Source organism: Burkholderia sp. 22088, assembly GCF_052045915.1.
Taxonomy (GTDB): Bacteria; Pseudomonadota; Gammaproteobacteria; order Burkholderiales; family Burkholderiaceae; genus Burkholderia; species Burkholderia cepacia.
Genome location: NZ_JBQEPY010000015.1, coordinates 25,967 through 45,612, shown reverse-complemented (window position 1 = coordinate 45,612; position 19,646 = coordinate 25,967). Strand labels below are relative to the sequence as shown.

Annotated in this window: 21 protein-coding genes; 9 read left to right on the top strand and 12 right to left on the bottom strand. The window is 66.4% G+C overall.

All coding sequences use genetic code 11. The features are described 5' to 3' along the window. Positions 1–1,221 (bottom strand): helix-turn-helix domain-containing protein, encoded by a 1,221-nt coding sequence (locus ACTJLD_RS26765; RefSeq protein WP_440659964.1) that lies wholly within the window; start codon positions 1,219–1,221, stop codon positions 1–3. A gap of 114 nt (positions 1,222–1,335) precedes the next feature. Between ACTJLD_RS26765 and ACTJLD_RS26760 the strand changes: the two genes are divergently transcribed. From ACTJLD_RS26760 to guaA, 5 genes are all read left to right on the top strand, one after another. After that, a complete protein-coding gene (locus ACTJLD_RS26760; protein WP_175810408.1) occupies positions 1,336–2,100 on the top strand; it encodes a DUF899 domain-containing protein in 765 nt (254 codons plus the stop codon). A gap of 37 nt (positions 2,101–2,137) precedes the next feature. Next, complete coding sequence (locus ACTJLD_RS26755) at positions 2,138–2,944, top strand: copper chaperone (protein ID WP_440660045.1); 807 nt, start codon at positions 2,138–2,140, stop codon at positions 2,942–2,944. 278 nt (positions 2,945–3,222) lie between these two features. Beyond that, positions 3,223–4,683 (top strand): IMP dehydrogenase, encoded by a 1,461-nt coding sequence (guaB, locus tag ACTJLD_RS26750; protein ID WP_027787106.1) that lies wholly within the window; start codon positions 3,223–3,225, stop codon positions 4,681–4,683. A 6-nt stretch (positions 4,684–4,689) separates the two neighbouring features. Then, positions 4,690–5,301 carry an alkaline shock response membrane anchor protein AmaP gene (locus ACTJLD_RS26745; RefSeq protein WP_226156390.1) on the top strand — a complete coding sequence of 204 codons (612 nt, stop codon included), beginning with the start codon at positions 4,690–4,692 and terminating at the stop codon, positions 5,299–5,301. Positions 5,302–5,417: 116 nt separating this feature from the next. Then, complete coding sequence (gene guaA, locus ACTJLD_RS26740; protein WP_027787108.1) at positions 5,418–7,037, top strand: glutamine-hydrolyzing GMP synthase; 1,620 nt, start codon at positions 5,418–5,420, stop codon at positions 7,035–7,037. 304 nt (positions 7,038–7,341) lie between these two features. Here guaA and ACTJLD_RS26735 read toward each other — a convergent pair whose 3' ends face one another. Continuing rightward, positions 7,342–7,701 carry a hypothetical protein gene (locus tag ACTJLD_RS26735; RefSeq protein ID WP_440659962.1) on the bottom strand — a complete coding sequence of 120 codons (360 nt, stop codon included), beginning with the start codon at positions 7,699–7,701 and terminating at the stop codon, positions 7,342–7,344. Positions 7,702–7,881: 180 nt separating this feature from the next. Between ACTJLD_RS26735 and ACTJLD_RS26730 the strand changes: the two genes are divergently transcribed. After that, positions 7,882–9,237, top strand: a complete 1,356-nt coding sequence (locus ACTJLD_RS26730) for a glycosyl hydrolase family 18 protein (protein WP_177203620.1) — start codon at positions 7,882–7,884, stop codon at positions 9,235–9,237. A 205-nt stretch (positions 9,238–9,442) separates the two neighbouring features. Here ACTJLD_RS26730 and ACTJLD_RS26725 read toward each other — a convergent pair whose 3' ends face one another. After that, a complete protein-coding gene (locus ACTJLD_RS26725) occupies positions 9,443–10,060 on the bottom strand; it encodes a 3'-5' exonuclease (protein ID WP_146252938.1) in 618 nt (205 codons plus the stop codon). 235 nt (positions 10,061–10,295) lie between these two features. Continuing rightward, positions 10,296–10,949, bottom strand: coding sequence for a DJ-1/PfpI family protein (locus tag ACTJLD_RS26720; protein ID WP_440659961.1), 654 nt, complete (start codon positions 10,947–10,949; stop codon positions 10,296–10,298). Between the two features lie 96 nt (positions 10,950–11,045). Between ACTJLD_RS26720 and ACTJLD_RS26715 the strand changes: the two genes are divergently transcribed. Beyond that, entirely contained in the window at positions 11,046–11,612 is a 567-nt protein-coding gene (locus ACTJLD_RS26715) for a TetR/AcrR family transcriptional regulator (protein WP_440659960.1), read from the top strand. Between the two features lie 131 nt (positions 11,613–11,743). Here the strand turns inward: ACTJLD_RS26715 and ACTJLD_RS26710 are convergent, their stop codons facing one another. The 5 genes from ACTJLD_RS26710 to ACTJLD_RS26690 form a co-directional block, all read right to left on the bottom strand. Further along, positions 11,744–12,208, bottom strand: a complete 465-nt coding sequence (locus ACTJLD_RS26710) for an acetyltransferase (protein WP_060084316.1) — start codon at positions 12,206–12,208, stop codon at positions 11,744–11,746. 103 nt (positions 12,209–12,311) lie between these two features. Continuing rightward, positions 12,312–12,803 carry an NUDIX hydrolase gene (locus tag ACTJLD_RS26705; RefSeq protein WP_060084373.1) on the bottom strand — a complete coding sequence of 164 codons (492 nt, stop codon included), beginning with the start codon at positions 12,801–12,803 and terminating at the stop codon, positions 12,312–12,314. Between the two features lie 46 nt (positions 12,804–12,849). Beyond that, the gene (locus ACTJLD_RS26700) at positions 12,850–13,734 is read right to left on the bottom strand and encodes an NAD(P)-dependent oxidoreductase (protein WP_027787118.1); all 885 of its coding nucleotides are present in this window, start codon (positions 13,732–13,734) and stop codon (positions 12,850–12,852) included. A gap of 97 nt (positions 13,735–13,831) precedes the next feature. Next, entirely contained in the window at positions 13,832–14,146 is a 315-nt protein-coding gene (locus ACTJLD_RS26695; RefSeq protein WP_321907458.1) for a gamma-butyrobetaine hydroxylase-like domain-containing protein, read from the bottom strand. Then, positions 14,143–15,138 (bottom strand): HEAT repeat domain-containing protein, encoded by a 996-nt coding sequence (locus ACTJLD_RS26690; RefSeq protein WP_440659958.1) that lies wholly within the window; start codon positions 15,136–15,138, stop codon positions 14,143–14,145. The genes ACTJLD_RS26695 and ACTJLD_RS26690 overlap by 4 nt, the downstream gene beginning before the upstream one ends. An 18-nt stretch (positions 15,139–15,156) precedes the next feature. Here ACTJLD_RS26690 and ACTJLD_RS26685 point away from each other — a divergent pair, with 18 nt between their 5' ends. Continuing rightward, positions 15,157–15,327, top strand: coding sequence for a hypothetical protein (locus tag ACTJLD_RS26685; protein ID WP_155687564.1), 171 nt, complete (start codon positions 15,157–15,159; stop codon positions 15,325–15,327). Here ACTJLD_RS26685 and ACTJLD_RS26680 read toward each other — a convergent pair. Genes ACTJLD_RS26680 through ACTJLD_RS26670 form a run of 3 tightly spaced genes read right to left on the bottom strand, consistent with a single transcriptional unit; the run spans position 15,296 to position 18,059 of the window. After that, the gene (locus tag ACTJLD_RS26680) at positions 15,296–15,541 is read right to left on the bottom strand and encodes a 4Fe-4S dicluster domain-containing protein (RefSeq protein WP_006764074.1); all 246 of its coding nucleotides are present in this window, start codon (positions 15,539–15,541) and stop codon (positions 15,296–15,298) included. The two genes, ACTJLD_RS26685 and ACTJLD_RS26680, sit on opposite strands and share 32 nt — an antisense overlap. Before the next feature lie 11 nt (positions 15,542–15,552). Next, complete coding sequence (locus tag ACTJLD_RS26675) at positions 15,553–17,292, bottom strand: fumarate reductase/succinate dehydrogenase flavoprotein subunit (RefSeq protein WP_440659956.1); 1,740 nt, start codon at positions 17,290–17,292, stop codon at positions 15,553–15,555. Further along, positions 17,289–18,059, bottom strand: a complete 771-nt coding sequence (locus tag ACTJLD_RS26670) for a GntR family transcriptional regulator (protein WP_059694668.1) — start codon at positions 18,057–18,059, stop codon at positions 17,289–17,291. Before ACTJLD_RS26670 ends, ACTJLD_RS26675 begins: the two co-directional genes overlap by 4 nt. Positions 18,060–18,383: 324 nt before the next feature. On the opposite strand from ACTJLD_RS26670, the gene ACTJLD_RS26665 reads away from it, so the two are divergent. Then, on the top strand, positions 18,384–19,613 hold the full coding sequence (locus ACTJLD_RS26665) for an MFS transporter (protein WP_027787123.1): 1,230 nt from the start codon (positions 18,384–18,386) through the stop codon (positions 19,611–19,613). The last annotated feature ends 33 nt before the right edge of the window (positions 19,614–19,646 follow it).

The following is a 19,646-nucleotide window of genomic DNA, read 5'->3' as shown; positions in this document are numbered from 1 at the left end:
CTAATCTCCCGGCAGCGGGGCAGGGAGTAACAAGGTCGTCGCGAAACCGGGCAGCGGCGGCGTCATCCAGCGGCGCGCGCGGCCGCGGCCGAGCGCCTGGACCTTGTCGGCTTCGGCGAGCACGTCGAGCGCGCGCTGCACGGTGCGCTGGCTCGCGCCGAGGGCCAGCGCCAGCGCGGAGCTCGACCATGCTTCGCCATCGGCGAGGAGAGCGAGCACGGCTGCGTGACGATCGTCGACCGGGCGCGCGAGGACGACGGTCTCGCGTACGCCGAGCGGTTCGAGCGCAAAGCCGCGCGGCGTCGCGACGATGTTTGCGAGCGGCCGCAGCACCGCGCGCAACCGGCCGATCTCGACGCGCAGGCGCGCGCGATGCGATTCGTCCGCGTGTTTCGCGCGGAACGCGGCCGCGACGAGCGCGTTTCGCGACACGTCGGCCGGCCACGCCTCGCCGAGCGCGCGGGCGAGCACGAACAGCACGGGCCGCCGCGCGAGCGACACGGTCGTGCGCGCGTCGCGTACCGTGTGGCGGCACGCGTCGACGACGAGTGCGTTCGACGCGAACAGCGTCTCGACTTCGTCGAGCTGCACGAGCCGCGACGTGCCGCGCACGATGAGGCGCGCGGCCGGTGCGTCGAGCACGCGTGCCGCGGTGTCGATTTCGGCCGTCAGCGCGGCGATGCCGGCGTCGCGGGCCGCCGCGCGCGCCCGCACGAGCGCCGCGCGGGCCGCCTGCGTGCGGATGCGGCGCATCGCGATGCCGGCCGCGATCAGCTCATGGGCGGCGCGCGATGCAGCCGGCAGCGGTGCGGGATCGAGATTCGCGAGCATCCGTTCGGCGTCGTCGAGCTGGCCGACCAGCAGCAGCCGGCGCACGCCGAGATAGCGCGCGTGCGCGGCGTTCGCGCGGTCACCGTGTGCGTCGAGCGTCGCACAGGCGGCATCGAGCGCGCGTGTCGGCCAGCGCAAGTCGCGCGATGCGAGCGCGATCTCCGCTTCCGCGACGACGCAGCGCGCACGCGCCACGGCCTCCCGGGTGCCGAACGCGCGTGCGGCGCCGCGCACGAGTGTGCGCGCGCGTTCGAAATCGCCGAGCTGCGCCATCGCGATCCCGCGCAGCGCGAGCGCCGGCGCGTCGTCGCGCAGCGCGACGCGGTTCAGCGCGCCGAGCGCGTCACCGGCCGCGAGCGCGCGCGCGGCCGCCGTGATCAGCGAATCCATCCGAATCCCGACACACTTGTCACTCCCTCCGGCCCGATGCCCGCCACTAATCTAGCACCACGCACACGGCACCGGACGCCGTGCCCGGCTACCCATCGGAAGGAGGAACCCGCAATGACGACCCATCTCACCGGAACGCGCGACGAATGGCTGGCCGCGCGGCGCGCGCTGCTCGACGCGGAAAAGGCGCTGACGCGGCAAAGCGACGAACTCGCGCGGCGGCGCCAGGCGCTGCCCTGGGTACGCATCGACAAGACCTACCGGTTCGACACCGAAGACGGGCAGGCCACGCTTGGCGACCTGTTTCGCGGCCGTTCGCAACTGCTCGTCTATCACTTCATGTTCGGCCCCGACTACAAGGCAGGCTGCCCGTCGTGTTCGGCGCTCGCCGACGGTTTCGACGGCTTCGCCGTGCACCTGGCGAACCACGACGTGACGCTCGCCGCCGTGTCGCGTGCGCCGCTCGCGACACTCCTCGCTTACCGGCAGCGGATGGGGTGGCGCTTCCCGTGGGCGTCGTCGGTCGGCAGCGATTTCAACTTCGACTTCAATGTGTCGTTCACCGAAACGCAGCAGCGCGCGGGCGCCGTCGAATACAACTACGCGCTGGCCGGCCATGCGATGGACATGGATCCGCCGCCGGCACCCGTCGTGCAGTTCGCTGCGACGTGCGGCACCGACGCGCTCACGTATTCGCTCGACCGGCCGGGGATGAGCGCGTTCGTGCGCGAGGACGGCGCCGTTTATCACACGTACTCCACCTATGCGCGCGGGCTCGACGGGCTGTGGGGGATGTACCAGTGGCTCGATCGCGCGCCGCGCGGACGCAACGAGGCCGGCCCGTGGTGGCGCCGTCATGACGAGTACGCACGCGGCTGAGGGCGCCGGCGACGGGCGGGGGCGGCTGGGGCGGGCGATGGCGCGGCCGCCGGCCCGCGACGCAGGCCCCGATCCGCGAGCCTTCGGCGCGGCGCTCGTGGCCGTGTTCGCCGTTGCCGCGCTCGCGACCGTGGCGCAGCATGCGTCGATGGCCGCGATGGGCCGCGAACCGATGGCCGGCGGCTGGATGGCTTCGGCCGCATGGCTGCAGCCGTGCGGCCGAAGCGCCGGACGCGCATTCGGGGCGTTCGCCGGAATGTGGGGCGCGATGACGGTGACGATGATGCTGCCGGTGCTGGCGCCGATGCTCTGGCGATACCGGCAGCGCATCGGCCCGATGGCGACGGCGCGTTCCGCCTGGCTCGTCGTCGTGGCGGGCGCCGGGTACTTCGCGGTGTGGATGGCGCTCGGGGCGCTCGTGTTTCCGGCTGGCGCCGCGCTGACGGCCGCCGCCGCACGGCTGCCGGCGCTTGCCCGCGCGCTGCCGTTTGCGGCCGGCGCGGTCGTGTCGGTTGCGGGCATGCTGCAATTTTCCGCGTGGAAGGCCCGGCGGCTGGCGTGCTGCCGGCATGCGGCAGGCGACGCACACCGGTCGTCGGCAGTTGCCGGTGCGGCATGGTGGCACGGCGTGCGGGGCGCCATGCACTGCGGCGCCTGTTGCGGGAACCTGATGGCGATCGCGCTGGCGGCCGGCATGATGGACCTGCGCGTGATGGCCGCCGTGACGGTCGCGCTCACCGCCGAGCGCCTCGCGCCGCCCGGCGGGCGTGTCGAGCGGATCGCCGGTTGCGTGGCGGTCGGCGGCGGCATCGCGATGATCGCGCGCGCGGCCGGGCTGCTATAACTCAGGGTAGGCAGGCCGATTCGACACGTTGCCTGGCCTTGCTTCGCCGTGGCTGCTTCGGCTGCGTGGCCCGTTTGCAACAGGCCGATGGGCCATATTGCCGCCCGTTGCGCGAATGGCTCGATGCGGCGGTGAAACGAAAGACGATCGAAAACGAACCGAACGGCGAACCGAACGATTCGGCCCCCGAACGGCCGAAACCGGCTAAGCCGTTGTTCGTGTTGTGAAAATTCACGGCGCTTCGCGTATAATTCGCTTTTGCGCCCATAGGATTTGCCATGCGTCTGATCCAAAAAGCACTCACTTTCGATGACGTGCTCCTCGTTCCCGCCTTCTCCGACGTTCTCCCGCGCGACACCAGCCTCAAGACCAAGCTGACCCGCAACATCTCCCTGAACATGCCGCTCGTGTCCGCCGCGATGGACACGGTCACCGAAGGTCGCCTCGCGATCGCGATGGCCCAGCAGGGTGGCGTCGGTATCGTCCACAAGAACCTCACGCCGGCCGAGCAGGCCCGCGAAGTCGCGAAGGTCAAGCGTTTCGAATCGGGTGTCGTCCGCGATCCGATCACGGTGCCGCCGCAAATGAAGGTGCGCGACGTGATCGCGCTGTCGCGCCAGCATGGCATCTCGGGCTTCCCGGTCGTCGAAGGCCCGCAGCTCGTCGGCATCGTCACGAACCGCGACCTGCGTTTCGAAACGCGCCTCGATGAGCCGGTCAAGTCGATCATGACGCCGCGCGAGCGCCTCGTCACGGTCAAGGAAGGCACGCCGCTCGCCGAAGCGAAGGCGCTGATGCACAGCCACCGCCTCGAGCGCGTGCTGGTCGTCAACGACGCGTTCGAACTGCGCGGCCTGATGACCGTCAAGGACATCACGAAGCAGACCGAGCACCCGGATGCGTGCAAGGACGAACACGGCAAGCTGCGCGCAGGCGCGGCGGTCGGCGTCGGCCCGGACAACGAAGAGCGCGTCGAGCTGCTGGTGCAGGCCGGCGTCGACGTGATCGTGGTCGATACCGCGCACGGTCACAGCAAGGGCGTGCTCGAGCGCGTTCGCTGGGTCAAGCAGAACTTCCCGCACGTCGAAGTGATCGGCGGCAACATCGCGACGGCCGCCGCCGCGAAGGCGCTCGTCGAATACGGCGCGGACGCGGTCAAGGTCGGTATCGGCCCGGGTTCGATCTGCACGACGCGGATCGTCGCCGGTGTCGGCGTGCCGCAGATCAGCGCGATCGCGAACGTCGCGGAAGCGCTGAAGGGCACGGGCGTGCCGTGCATCGCCGACGGCGGCGTGCGCTTCTCGGGCGACGTGTCGAAGGCCCTCGCGGCCGGCGCGAACGCGGTGATGATGGGCAGCATGCTCGCGGGCACCGAAGAGGCGCCGGGCGACGTGTTCCTGTATCAGGGCCGCCAGTACAAGTCGTATCGCGGCATGGGTTCGGTCGGTGCGATGAAGGACGGCGCGGCGGACCGCTACTTCCAGGACAACTCGGCGAACATCGATAAGCTCGTGCCGGAAGGCATCGAAGGCCGTGTCGCGTACAAGGGTTCGGTCAACGCGATCCTGTTCCAGCTGGTCGGCGGTGTGCGCGCCAGCATGGGCTACTGCGGCTGCCGCACGATCGACGAGCTGCACGACAAGGCTGAATTCGTCCAGATCACCGCGGCAGGCATGCGCGAGTCGCACGTGCACGACGTGCAGATCACGAAGGAAGCGCCGAACTACCACGTGGACTGATCGCCGATGAAACCGCTGCTGCGAGCCGTGCTGATCATCGATGCCGTGCTGCTGCTGGCGTTCGGCGTGCTGTTCGTGCTGACGCCCTGGCAGTCGCTCTTCAACGCGCTGCAGCTCGCGAACGTCCAGCCGGCGATGCTCGGCCAGGCGTTCGGCATCGCGTTGCTCGGGCTCGCGTGGCTCGCGTTTCATGCAGCGTTCAACGGGGATCTCACCGCGCCCGTCGCGCGCGCGGTCGGCCATGTGTACTGGCTGACCGGCGCGCTGACGATCGTCTGGTCGATCGGCACCGGCAGCGGTCCCGCGCTCGCCGCCGCCGGCAGGGTGCTGTCGGCCGTGGCGGGTGTCGCACTGATCGTGCTCGGTCTCGGCGGCGTGCGGCTCGCATCGGCCGTGCGCCGGCGCGAAAAAGCGCAGGCGCTCGAGGCGCGCGCGCCGGCGCCGCGTCCGGACGAGCCTGCGATGGCGCAAGCGTCGTCGGCCGCGCCGCAGCGTGTCGAACCCGTCGTCAGCCGCCCCGCGGCGCCGTCGCCGGCCGCCGCATCGTCATCCGCCGCATCCGGCCAATCGTCGTCAGGCACCGTCGCACTCGACGAGCGCCCGCCGATGCAGGATTGACCGGCCATGCGTCGCGCGTGCTGCCTTCCGCCCGACGCCGCTGTCCTTGCTTGTGACGCAGCGCATGATGCAAACGATGCGCTGCTTTTCTTATTCTCTTCATCCCGTCCGCAGCCATGCACGACAAAATCCTGATTCTCGACTTCGGTTCGCAAGTCACCCAACTGATCGCGCGCCGCGTGCGTGAAGCGCACGTCTACTGCGAAATCCATCCGAACGACGTGTCCGACGACTTCGTCCGCGAATTCGCGCCGAAGGCGGTGATCCTGTCGGGCAGCCACGCGAGCACGTACGAAGACCACCAGCTGCGCGCGCCGCAGGCCGTGTGGGATCTCGGCGTGCCGGTGCTCGGCATCTGCTACGGCATGCAGACGATGGCCGTGCAGCTCGGCGGCAAGGTCGAGTGGAGCGACCACCGCGAATTCGGTTACGCGGAAATGCGCGCGCACGGCCATACGCGCCTGCTCGACGGCATCGAGGATTTCAAGACCGACGAAGGCCACGGGATGCTGAAGGTCTGGATGAGCCACGGCGACAAGGTGGCCGAGCTGCCGCCGGGCTTCGCGCTGATGGCGTCGACGCCGAGCTGCCCGATCGCCGGCATGGCCGACGAGGCACGCGGGTACTACGCGGTGCAGTTCCACCCGGAAGTCACGCATACGGTGAAGGGCCGCCAGATCATCGAGCGCTTCGTGCTGCAGATCGCCGGCGCGAAGCCCGACTGGATCATGAAGAATCACATCGAGGAAGCCGTCGCGAAGATCCGCGAGCAGGTCGGTGACGAGGAAGTGATTCTCGGCCTGTCGGGCGGTGTCGATTCGAGCGTCGCAGCCGCGCTGATCCATCGCGCGATCGGCGATCAGTTGACCTGCGTGTTCGTCGACCACGGCCTGCTGCGCCTCAACGAAGGCAAGATGGTGCTCGACATGTTCGAAGGCCGCCTGCATGCGAAGGTCGTGCACGTCGACGCATCCGAGCAGTTCCTCGGCCACCTGGCCGGCGTGACCGATCCGGAAGCGAAGCGCAAGATCATCGGCCGCGAGTTCGTCGAGGTGTTCCAGGCCGAGGCGAAGAAGCTGTCGAAGGCGAAGTGGCTCGCGCAGGGCACGATCTACCCGGACGTGGTCGAATCGGGCGGCACGAAGACGAAGAAGGCGACCACGATCAAGAGCCACCACAACGTCGGCGGTCTGCCGGAAACGCTCGGCCTGAAGCTGCTCGAGCCGCTGCGCGACCTGTTCAAGGACGAAGTGCGCGAGCTGGGTGTCGCACTCGGCCTGCCGCCGGAGATGGTGTACCGCCATCCGTTCCCGGGCCCGGGCCTCGGCGTGCGGATTCTCGGCGAAGTGAAGCGCGAATACGCGGACCTGCTGCGCCGCGCGGACGCGATCTTCATCGAGGAACTGCGCAACACGACCGCGACCGCGCAGGATGCGGCTGCCGGCCTGTGCGGCGAAGCCGATGTCGGCAAGACCTGGTACGACCTGACGAGCCAGGCGTTCGCGGTGTTTCTGCCGGTCAAGTCGGTGGGCGTGATGGGCGATGGCCGCACGTATGACTACGTGACGTCGCTGCGCGCCGTGCAGACGACCGACTTCATGACCGCACACTGGGCGCACCTGCCGTACGCGCTGCTCGGCCGCGCGTCGAACCGGATCATCAACGAGGTGCGCGGGATCAACCGGGTCGTGTACGACATCTCGGGCAAGCCGCCGGCGACGATCGAGTGGGAGTGAGCGGTAAAAAGCTCCTCTTGAATCATTGGCTTACGCAGGACCTTGCAGGGTTTTCGTTGCGATCCGCATGGTTGTAAGCCATTGACGTAGAAACGAAGTTTCTACGAATCCGGAGACTGCCCGCCGCGTATGCGCTGCCAATGACAGTGGGGCGGGCAGTAGCCGAATGCACGATTGCGACTCGATAATCTCCCGGCAACGGGATTCAGTCGTGGCAGTAAAAATCCTTCCGGAATGCGGGACGCGGTGCGGGTTTGCGGGCACATCGAGGACTCGTGATTGGTAACGGTAAAAGCGGTACCAATCACGAGAACAAAAAACGAGGCTCACTGAATTCGCATTCCGCAATCCTCTTGAATCCCGTACAGCCCTGTACAAGATCGCCGACCGCGACGACATGCATGTCGCAGTATCTCGGGCGGCCATATTTCCTTTCTTCGATACGATTACCCGCATTATTGAGTGAAGAGAAACGATGGCGGCCGCGCGCCGTGTCGAAGCTTTTCACTGAATGCGTCGCCAGTTGGCGTAATGAAGCCGGAATGGCGAATCCGAAAGTGCATTGTTGCGCTCGACAGGGATTTTGTCGTCGAATTGGTGTCGCGTGTTTCTCCAAAGGATCGATATTTTTTCGCGCAGTTGGCACCGTTTTATCTTTTGCCACTTCCTATAATGGTCTTCAGCAACGTGGAACGCCTTGGTTCATTGCGGGGCTGTGTCGTCTCCGGGCGTGACCGCATTGCCGATGCGCCATGGTCAATTGGCCGTGGTATTTGGTGGCCTTCTACTGTAGTTGCAGCGTCGCGCGCCACCGCCAAAAAACGCTACGTCACAGGAAAGAAAAATGGCAAACCTACAAAACGGCATCAATGCGTGGATTTTCTTGAACGAAGACGAACCGCCAAAAACCAACTACAACAGCCCAGAAAGTTGCTATCAATCGCTGATCGATTGCAAGGTTTACGACAGTGCAAATTTTCTTGGCATTGCTTTTTTCGAGGTCGTTCCCGCCGCACAGGGTTCCACGATCCAGATCGGCAACGCGTCGCATTCGGGTGGGCTGACCAATCAGGACTATTTGAATTTTGTACTCCGTGACGCGCGTCAGGTGAATCCTGGAATTAAATTTCTGGCGACGATGGTGTATTCCGGCACCAATACATTGGCGGCGGTTTTCTCGGGAGGAGGAGATCCGCAAACACAGGCGGCCAACTTTGCGAATAATCTGGTGACATATCTCCAGAATAATGGAATGAATGGCCTGGATATCGATTGGGAAGGTGATGTTTCCGATAAAATGACGCGAACGCAGTTTCAGATTCTGTTCTCTGCAATTCGCGCCGAATTCGATCGTCAACCGGTGAAATATTATCTGTCATTCACGCCCGCATGGCCGACCAGTTCGATTGATTACGCTACGGTCAATAGTCAGTTCGATTTTGTCTCTCCGCAATTCTACGACGGCACGCCGCTATCGGATTTTCTTGATGCCGGCATATCGCCGTCCAGGATTGGCTATGGCGCTCAGTTCGAACCGGGAAATTCAGCCCCCAATGCCAGTGCGCAACAGGTCTGGAGCATGGTTTCGGAAGGTTTTTCTTCCGGGGGTACGCGGTACGATTATCAGGATATTTTTGTCTGGCGCTTCAATTCGGGAAACTTCCAGTTCGAGCAGGCGCAGTTCATGATTCTCGATCAACTCGGAAATCCGCCCACCAGCAACGCCTTCGACGACACACCGATTATCAGCGCCGCAGGTAATCCCAACCTTACCCGAATGACGATCCGGTCAGGCGACGTACTCAACGCGGTTCAGGCCGTCAATACCGGGACGGGGCCATATAACACCGGCACCCAGGGAACGGGAACCGGAATATTTACCTTGTTGCAACACGGCGGAAACAGCGGGACTGCCCAGGTCATCAATATTCCGCTTGACGATCCGATCGTGTCCATTTCCGGCTACACGGGCGTGTGGTACGGCTGGCAATGTGTTTTGCAACTCACGTTGACCGGGAAAAGCGGAGCCACTTATGGCCCGTTCGGCAGTATGGCCGGCTCAACCACCCGGAATGGTTTCGTACAGTCTGCTCCGGCCGGACAAAGCGTGGTCGGCTTCAGTGGATCTACGGTGACGGTTCCGTTGGCAGGGGGCAGCCAGACCGCAATTCTTGCAACGCTGAATGCCGTTTTCGCCTGAGGCACCTGATAACGATTTTTCAGTACCTGCGGCAATAGTTGACCAAGGCCATGCGACTGCATGGCCTTTTTTCAATTCGTGTCGGGAGATTCCCAAGCCGTTTTGCGCTCACATGCTGCCCGAGTCATGAAACGTCGCGTGGCACGCGTGATGCGGCAATCCGTCATGTGCCCGACAGCGATCGCCTGCGGCCGTCGACCGATTCTCACGCATGCGCGCCCGCGAGCGAGCGCAGGTATATCGGCACTTTCGCCTTCGCCGTTGCCTGGACACGTGTCATGAGCGCGTGATCGATACGATCCAGCCCGTAAGTCCGGGCAATGTCCTGCTGCAGCCTGCACCACAGGTGGCTGGCCATTTCGGCATCGACCATCGCCCGGTGCGCCCGTCCCGATTTCGGCAATCGCAGCATGTCCGCGAGGCTCGACAGGCGATGACTCAGCGCGTCCGGGTAAATGCGCCGCGCCACGAGCATCGTGCAGGCAAAGGCATGCTCGGCCGTCATGCCAAGCAGCCCGAGTTCCGCCTGCCAGAACCGTTTGTCGAAACCGGCGTTGTGGGCGACGACCGCGTGTTTGCCGACGAACGCAGCCGCTTCCTTCATGACTTTCGATGCCGGCGGCGCCGATGCGATCATCTCGTTCGTGATGCCGGTCAGCGCGACGACGTCCGACGGTATGCGTCTGCCTGCATTCATCAGGCTCTGGAAACGATCGACGACTTGTCCGTCGCGGAGGAGGATGACGGCGATTTCGGTCGCACGATCACCCAGGTTCGGCGAAAGTCCGGTTGTTTCGAAGTCCAGTACCGCAACGGTTTGCATGGTCGAATCCTGTTGCTTCACGCGGTGTCGTTCAGAGAGGCCGAGAGGTTAGCATTTCCCGGCCCACGACGGACTCGTTCAGCCCGGCAAACAACCGTCCGTGCGGCGCAAGCCGATCCGATCGATGCCTGGGATCGCCCGCGAATGCGTCCCGATTCGCCGTTGGCCTGGCAGGACGCACGAGGCGCGACGATGCAGAAGGGTGCAGGCTAGCGGCAGCCCCTCGACCCGCGCGTCATGCCGCAAGCCCGTTTCCGCCTTCGCCGATCCGGATCGGGCCCGTGGCGTGTCCCGCACCCTGCCCGAGACTGAACTCGATCAGCGCTTCGAAAATCTCCCGTTGCCCGGCTGGCAGCACGGGCAGCAGCGTCTCGCGCCGCTTGTCCGCATCGAACATCGATTCGACCAGCCATCCCGTCAGGTAGAGCGACGCAAGGCATCCGCCCGCGGTCGCGACGTTGCCGTGACACACCAGCGGCTGGTCCATCACTTGCAGCCCGACTGCCTGCAAACCCTGCCGCGCTTCGGGGTGCGTCGTCGCGCGGCGCTGCGGTAGCAGCCCGAGCCGTTCGAGAATGAAGGCGCCGCCGCAGATCGACCCGACAAGCTGGCGTTCGGGATCGAGATCGAACGACGGCAGGAAATCAGGATCGGCGAGCGCGGCCGGTACGCCTTCCTTGCCGCTCGAAAACAGGACCGCGTCGGCGCGATTGGCGTCGGCGAGCGGGCCGTGCGTCGGGATCGCCAGACCCTGGGCGGAATGCAGCACCGGCTGCGCGCCCAGGATCCGGACGCGCCAGTCCTTGCTGTTGCGACCGAGAATGTCCCACATCAGGAACAGGTCGATATCGGTGAACCGGTCGAATGCGACGAGCGCGATGTCTTTCAAGGCGGACTCCTTACGTAATGGCGCGCTGCCGGAAGCGGCGGCGGCCGTGATAGAGTGCGCAGCCTATCTGTCCATGCCGCACCATACACAGCCTGTATGGCGAAGACGATGAGCACACTGACGCGAAATGACTGGATTGCCGCGGGCTTCGACGCCCTCGACGGAGAGGGGTATGTGGGGATTTCGGCCGAGAGCCTCGCGCGTCGGCTGAACGTGACGCGCGGATCGTTCTATCACCACTTTCGCAATCGCGAGGACTTCGTCAGGACGCTGCTGACCGCGTGGGAGGACGACTACACCGTGCGCATGCTGGCGTATGCGGCGGAGGGCCACGGTGCCGGGGACACGCTGTTGCGCTACCTGCGCATTGCCGCCGAGAAACGGCCAGGGCGTGAAATCGCGATCCGTGCCTGGGCATTGCACGATCCGCTGGTCGCGGAATGCCAGCAGCGTGTCGACGCGGCGCGGCTCGCGTTTGCGATCGACACGTCGCGCCGGCTGGTGCGCACGCCGGGCGAGGCCGAGATCGTCGGGCAGGCCGTGCACTTGTGCCTGATCGGTGGGCAGCAGTCAGGGCTGCGGCGCGACGCCGACCGGTTCAACGGCTTCGTGCAGCGTGCTTTTTCAATGGTCGAACGCGTGCTGCCGATGCGTCGCCCATGACGCGCCATCTGGCACACGTACCGGTGCGTGCGCGGCATGCGTGGCGCGGACGCGGTAGTACGCAGCCGCATTCGCGTGCCCGGCGCGGGTGACGTGGCGGGCGGCGCGATATCCCTCTCAGGCCAGGTGGGTTACGCGTGCCGTGGCGACGAGGGCGGTGCCGCGCGATGGCGCAGGTGGATCAGCGGATACGGCCGTCCTTGTCCATCGAGCGCCGAGCGCCCGCAGCGCTCGAAGCCGAGCCGTTCATAGAATCGCGCTGCCGATTCGTTCTGCTCGTTGACGTCGGTCGACAGGTCGGGATGACGCGTGAGTGCGTCTTCCACGAGCAGGCGCCCGACGCCTGCCCCATGGTGCGCGGGATCGACGAACAAGGCTTCCATGTGACTGCCGTCGAGCAGCATGAAGCCGATCGCATGGTCGGCCTCGTCGACGGCGAGATCGAGCGGCGCACCGGGCAGGAACCCGACCACTTCGGATTCGATCGCGCGACGGTCGTCGTCGCTCAGGAAGTGATGCGTCGCGTCGACCGCGTTGCGCCAGATATCCAGCACGCGTGCGCCGTCGGCCTCGGTGGACTTGCGAATTCTGATCATGGTTTGACCTGTCTTGATTTGTAGTTTGAAGGTCGGCGGCCCGCCGACACCGTCATGGCCGCGATCGGGCCGCTCGCAAGGGATGCGGGCAGACGGCGCCGTTTCAGGGAATGGCCGGACGCCGTGCGTCGCCGAGGCTGGCGGCACGCTCGATCGCTCGTCGCGCGACGTCGCGAACGCCCGCGCTCATCGGCAAATCGTCGCGGTCGAGCTCGGCGAGATCGAACCAGCGCGCGTCGAGCGCATCGTCGCCGGCAGCAGGTGTGCCGCGCAACCAGTTGCACAGCACCGCGACCATGACGAAATGCTGGTGCACGTTGCCGCCAGCATCGTAATCGAAGGCATCCAGCGCGGTAAAGACGTCGAGTGCCTCGACGTCGACGGTCGTCTCTTCCACGATCTCGCGCACGATCGCGTTCGCAATCGATTCGCCTGCTTCGATCTTGCCGCCAGGAAAGCCCCAGCAGCCCGCATCGGGCGGATTGGCGCGGCGCACCAGCAGCACGTCGCGTTCCCGCAGGACGATGCCGATCACGGCGGGAACGGGGCGTACGGCGGCGATGATGCCGGTCGGGGAGCGGGGCGAGTCGGACATGACGGATCGATGCGTGCGCGTGGTCGAGAGGGCGGCCGGTGACGATTCACCGCGCGTCGTGCGTGCGCTGCTCGATCGCGCGGATCACGGCGACCATGTCGTCCGCACCATGTCCGGCCCGCTCGGTCTCGCCGTAAAGCGCGTGGCAGATGTCGAGCAGCGGCGACGCGATGTTGGCGCCGCGTGCGGATTCCGCGACGAGGCGCGCATTTTTCAGCACGTCGGTGATCGCGGCCTGCACCGAGAAATCCGCCGCGACGAGTTTGCCGAGTTTCACGCGCGACACGTCGCTCGCCATCGGTCCCGCGTTCAGCACGTCGGCGAAGCGGGCGAGATCGATACCGTGGCTTTGCGCGAAATGTGTGGCTTCGGTCAGGCCGGTGACCATCGTGATGAGGAACAGGTTCACGGCGAGCTTCATCGTCAGCGCCGACGGTACGTCGCCGCACACGAAGCTGTCGCGGCACAGCGGCTTCACGAGCGCGCGGACGGCGTCGACGTCGTCCGGCGCGCCGGCGAGCATCACGACGAGTTGACCGGCTTCGGCCGGCTTGCGCGAACCCGACACCGGCGCTTCGACGTAGCGCCCCGACGCGGCGGCGATTTCATCGGCCAGCGCGCGCGAATACCCGGGTGCGTTCGTGCCCATGTTCACGATGGTGTGCCCGCCGACACGGGTAGCGAAACCGGGCGTGCCGCGCGCGAGAACGGCGTCGATCGCCGCGTCGTTCGCGAGCATCAGGATCACGGTGGAGCAGGCGGCGAACACGTCGTCGGCGTGCTCGGCCACGCGTGCGCCGGCGTCGCGCAACGCATCGTCGCTGCCGTGCGACCGGCTCCATACGACGAGCGGCGTGCCGGCCCGCGCGAGATTGAGCGCCATCGGCGTGCCCATCACGCCGAGGCCGATGAATCCGACTGCGGTTTGCATGTTCTGACTCCCACGGTGGGTGGAGACGATCGTGGGCGTCAGTATCGCAGCGTTTCCGCACGTCTGCCATGTCGTCCGCGCACCCGCGGGAGCTACGTCACGGCCGCGTCGTCGTGTCCGCCCCATCAGCAATGTCAGCCATGTCAGCCAAAAACGGCCACGGATAGATGCCGCGGGCATGGCCGTCGCCGAAGAGGGCGCGGATGCCGTAGCCGGCTGCTTCGAGGCCGGCCAGCGTCAGGTCGGGCCGCGCATCGACACGACCGCCGTCGAGCCGGATCCTTCGGCATTCCGCACACGGGCAATCGCCGCGCAGCTGCGCATAACCGATGCGCTGCGTGCGACCGTCCGGCCAGCGGAGCGTCAACGTGCGTGCAGCGTGATCGAGTGCAATTTCGGTCGGCGCGATCATCGCGACGTCTCGTCGATTTGCCGGATCGCGATTCGCACGGCTTTGCGTACTTCCGGATCGTGATCCTCCAGCGCGTGGGTGAGCGCGGCCAACGTCTCGCGGTCGCGCAATTCACCGAGCGCAAGCGCGGCTTCCTTGCGCAGGTTGCTGATCGCATGCGACAGCAGTGCGGCGACGGCCGGCGCCGCAGCAGCATCGCGCAGTTGCCCGAGCGCACGCGCGGCGCGCAAGCGCACCTGCCAGTAGTCGTCGTCGAGCGCGGCGGCGAGCGGGTCGCGCGCGGCCGCGACACGCAACTTGCCGAGCGTCGTGGCCGCTTCCTCGCGCACCTGCCATTCGCGGTCGCGCAGCGCGGCGAGCAGTGCGTCGATGGTGGCCGCATCGTCGGGTGTCGCGAACCCGATCGCGCTGACCGCGGCGCGTCGCACATCCGCTGCGGCATCGGTGGTCGCGATGCACGCGAGCGACGGCAGCGCACGCGGATCCCTGAGCCAGCCGAGCACCGCGACGGCTTCGGCGCGCACGGCGGCGTGTTCGGCATCGAGTGCGCGCAGCGCGGGCGCGAACGCGCCGGGGTCGCGCAACTCGCGCAACCCGCGCAGCACGGCACGGCGCACGAACGACTCGGGCCGGTCGGCCCATCGGCACAGCACGGCACCCGATGCCGCGTCCTTCAGTTCGGACAGGCTCTGCGCGGCGGTGGCGCGTACACCTTCGTCCGGATCGAGCAATGCGCCGCACAGTGCGTCGACGACGTCGGGCTGTTCCCATGCGCCGAGCACGCGCGCAGCCTCGCTGCGTACGTCGGCCGACGGATCGTCGCACAGTGCCGCAACGAATGACGGCACCAGATCGGATTCCTCGAGATCGGCAAGCTCGATCAGTGCGATGCGGCGCACGGATGCGTCGGGCGCGGCGAGGCGGAGGGCGAGTGCGGCACGATCCGGATCGTGCGTGCCGGGCAGCGAGGCGGTGGAAGAGAAAGCGGTCATGGGCAAAGGATCGGTTCGGTGAAAAAGCCGCTGCTCGCGCAGCGCGATGCATGGGCGGCGCGGCATGGCGACGCGAACCTGGCGAACGCCGGCCCGGCCGTCACGTCGTCGATGCACGGCCCGCGCGGGCGGCACGACGACGACCGGCCGCGCGCGCTCAGCGCAGCAGGTAAGGGATGTCGACCTTGACCGCGCCGGTCGGGCAGTCGCGCTCGCACGGCATGCAGTACCAGCATTCGTCGAACTGCATGTAGGCCTTGCCCTTGGTCACGTCGATCGCGAGCAGGTCGAGCGGGCACACGTCGACGCAGACGGTGCAGCCCTTGTCGGCAATGCAGCGTTCCTCGTCGATCGTCACGGGCGCGCTGCTGCGCAGGAAGATGTCGTGCGGGGTATGGGGCACGGTGGGGCTCCTCAGAGGGCGGCCGCGAGCGCGGCCGGTTCGCGGATGCGCAGATTCGTGTAGGCGCCGCGATCGTCGTCGGCGAGCGGCACGACGTACGGTTCGACCGGGCGCTTCTCGCTGCGCATCGCGCCGTCGGCGTCCTTGCGCAGCCAGGTGTGGCAGAACCATTCGGCGTCGTTGCGATGCGGAAAGTCGACGCGATGGTGGTACAGCCCCCAGCGGCTCTCGGTGCGGAACAGCGACGCGCGCGCGGCCATTTCCGCGCAGTCGCGGATCGCGCGCACCTCGGCGGCGCGCATCAGTTCGTGCGGATGGCTTGCCTTTATCTCTTCGATATCCTCGGCAATGGCATCGAAGCGCTGCAGCCCGATTTCCATTTTGCGTGTCACCTTCGGCGGTTGCAGATAGTCGTTCACCATGCGGCGCAGCTTGTATTCGACCTGCGCCGGTGCCAGGCCGCGCTCGCGCAGCAGCGGGGCAAGCACGCGCTTGCGTTCGGCGGCGACCTGTTCGTCGTTCACCGGCGCATGCTCGCGGCCGACCACGTAGTCGGCCGCGTTCTGCCCGGCAAACCAGCCGTACGTAAATGCGCCGAGCATGTAGTTGTGCGGGACGGCCGCCATGTCGCCGGCCGCGTAGAGGCCGGGCACGGTCGTCTCCGCGCGTGCGTTCACGTACACGCCGGACGCGCTGTGGCCGCTGCAGAAACCGATCTCGGAGATGTGCATCTCGACCATCTGGCTGCGGTAGTCGGTGCCGCGCCCCGCATGGAAGCGGCCGCGGCTCGGCCGCTCGTTCGTATGCAGGATCTGCTCGATGGTCTGGATCGTTTCCTCCGCGAGATGATCGAGCTTGAGGAACACGGGGCCGTTGCCGCTTTGCAGTTCCTGGTAGAACTCCCACATCATCTGGCCGCTCCAGTAGTCGCATTCGATGAAGCGTTCGCCCTTGCCGTTCGCGGTGAATCCGCCGAGCGGGCCCGTCACGTACGCGCACGCGGGGCCGTTGTAGTCCTTGATCAGCGGATTGATCTGGAAGCATTCGAGATTCGCGAGCGCGGCACCGGCGTGATAGGCCATTGCGTAGCCGTCGCCCGCGTTGGTCGGGTTCTCGTACGTGCCCATCAGGTAGCCCGAGGCCGGCAGGCCGAGGCGGCCGGCCGCGCCGCAGCAGAGAATCACGGCCTTCGCGCGGATCACGTGGAACTCGGCCGTGCGGCAGTCGAAGCCGAGTACGCCGCTCGCGCGGCCCTGTGCGTCGGTCAGCACGCGCGTCGCGACGATCCGGTTCGTGATCGCGATGTGCGCGCGCTTCAGTTGCCGGTACAGCACCTTCTTGATGTCGTGTCCTTCCGGCATCGGCAGCACGTACGAACCCATGTGATGGACCTTCTTCACCGCATAGTCGCCGGTGCCGTCCTTCTCGAACTTCACACCCCAGCGGTCGAGCTGCTCGATCGTCGCGAAGCTGTGTGTCGCATACGCGTACACGGCTTCCTGGTCGACGATCCCGTCGTTGGCGATCGTGATCTCGCGCGTGTATTGCTCGGGCGTCGCATGCCCGGGAATCACCGCGTTGTTCAGGCCGTCCATCCCCATCGAGATCGCGCCGCTGCGTTTCACGTTGGCTTTTTCGAGCAGCAGCACGCGCAGGGACGGGTCGCGCTCCTTCGCCTTGATCGCCGCCATCGGGCCGGCCGTGCCGCCGCCGACCACGACGATGTCGTATTCGAGCACATGGGTAGTCATCGTTGTTTCCTTGCAGGTTTGCGCGGTTTTTGCCGGTCGATGCGCAGCCGGTACTGGAAGGCATCGCCGCGGAAGTACAGGTATTCGTAGTCGATCGGTGCACCCGACGCGTCATGCGTGAGGCGCTCGATGCGCAGCACGGGGCTGCTTTCCTCGACGTGCAGCGCGTCGACGATCTCGTCGTCGGCGAGGATCGCGTCGATCGACACGTCGGCATGGCCGAGCGGAATGCCGCAGTCGTTTTCCAGCACGAGGAAGATGTCGCGGGTCGCGAGATCGGCACCCGCGAGGCGCTTGCCGAGTGCCTCGGGCACCCAGGTCTGTTCGAGCGACACGGGCTCGCGGTTCAGCAGCCGCACGCGGTGAATCTCGACGAGCGGCGCGCCTTCCGGCACGTTCAGCTTCGTTGCGAGATGGCGGTCGGCCTTGACGGTGCGGACACTGCGCACCTGGTTGACGATCTCGTAGCCCATCGACGACATCGCCTCGGCGAAGCCCTGCAGCGACGTCACGTTCTGGAATGCCTTCGGTTTCGACACGAAGGTGCCCTTGCCGTGCAGCTTGAACAGCAGTCCTTCCTTCTGCAGATCGCCGAGCGCCTGGCGCACCGTGATCCGGCTGACGCCGAACGCCGCGCAGAGTTCGTGCTCCGAAGGCATCCGGCTGTGCGGCGCATAGGTGCCGTCGAGGATGCGTGCGCGCAGCGTGTCCTTGATCTGCACGTAGAGCGGGGCCGCCGACAGCGGCACGACGTTGGGTGAGGTCATCGATCAACTTGTTATGACAAGATCGCTCGAGTGTAGTCAGCGCGATCGCGCGTCCCAACCAACGATTTCTGATTTCGACTTTCCGATTCCGGAAAAGCACGGCGGCAGGGGCGGACCGGACGGACGATCCGGCGTGCGGTGTCGATCCGATCCACCCATGACGGGCGAAGTGGAGCGGCGGACAATCAAGGAAATTCGCGGGCGCATGTGCCGCGCGTGTCGATTTCCCGATGCGTCGCCCGTCGTATCCATGTCGACCGGGCATTGCACCGTGCGGGTAGCGCCCGGGTACCGAGGATTGCCGTAACGAAAAGGAGACATCCCATGCCGGATTCCCGATACCGCTGGGTCATCGTCGCCGCGGGCGGCTTGATGGGCTGCATCGCCATCGGCGCGATGTTTTCGCTGCCCGTTTTCCTGCGCGCGATCGCGCGCGACACCGGCTGGTCGATGACCGGCATTTCCGGCGCGATGACGCTCGGCTTCATCGCGATGGCTTTCGCGAGCATGGGGTGGGGCAGCCTGTCGGACCGCGTCGGCACGCGCCCGGTCGTCATGACGGGTGCCGTCCTGCTGTCGGCAAGCCTGGCGCTGGCGAGCCGCGCGCCGTCGCTGCTCGCGTTCCAGCTGACTTTCGGCCTCGCCGTCGGCGGTGCGACGGCCGCGATATTCGCGCCGATGATGGCATGCGTGACGGGCTGGTTCGACACGCACCGCAGCCTGGCGGTGTCGCTCGTGTCGGCCGGCATGGGAATGGCGCCGATGACGATGGCCCCGCTGGCCGCGTGGCTCGTGTCGGTGCGCGACTGGCGCACGTCGATGCTGCTGATTGCGGCGCTGGCGGCCGTCGTGATGATTCCGGTGTCGTTGCTGGTGCGCCGGGCGCCCGCGCTCGACGGCGCGCATGCGGCCCCGGCGGCCTCCGCGGCTCCCGCGCCGGCCGGCGACCCCGCGGCGATGTCGGTCGCGCACGCGCTGCGTTCGCCGCAGTTCATCGTGCTGCTGCTGACCAACTTCTTCTGTTGCGCGACGCATTCCGGCCCGATCTTCCATACGGTCAGCTACGCGGTGACTTGCGGGATTCCGTTGATCGTCGCGGTGTCGATCTACAGCGTCGAAGGGCTCGCCGGCATGGGCGGCCGGATCGCGTTCGGGATCCTGGGCGACCGCATCGGCGCGAAGCGCACGCTGGTGGCCGGGCTGTTTGCGCAGGCGCTCGGCGCGCTCGGGTACGACTTCGTGCGCACGCTCGACGGGTTCTACGCGGTCGCGACCTTGTTCGGCTTCATCTATGCGGGCGTGATGCCGCTGTATTCGGTGCTCGCGCGCGAGAACTTCCCGTTGCGGATGATGGGCACCGTGATCGGCGGCTGCGCGATGGCCGGCAGCCTCGGGATGGCCGCGGGCCCCGTGGCCGGCGGCCTGATCGTCGATACGTTTGGCAGCTATGGCTGGTTGTACGTCGGTTCGTTCGCGATCGGCGTCGGCGCGTTCCTGATGGCGATGATGTTCCGCCCGTTCGCGAAAGCGCGGCCGGAAACGGTGGCCGCGTGACCCGGCGGCGGAAACACGGCGGCCTGAATTTCA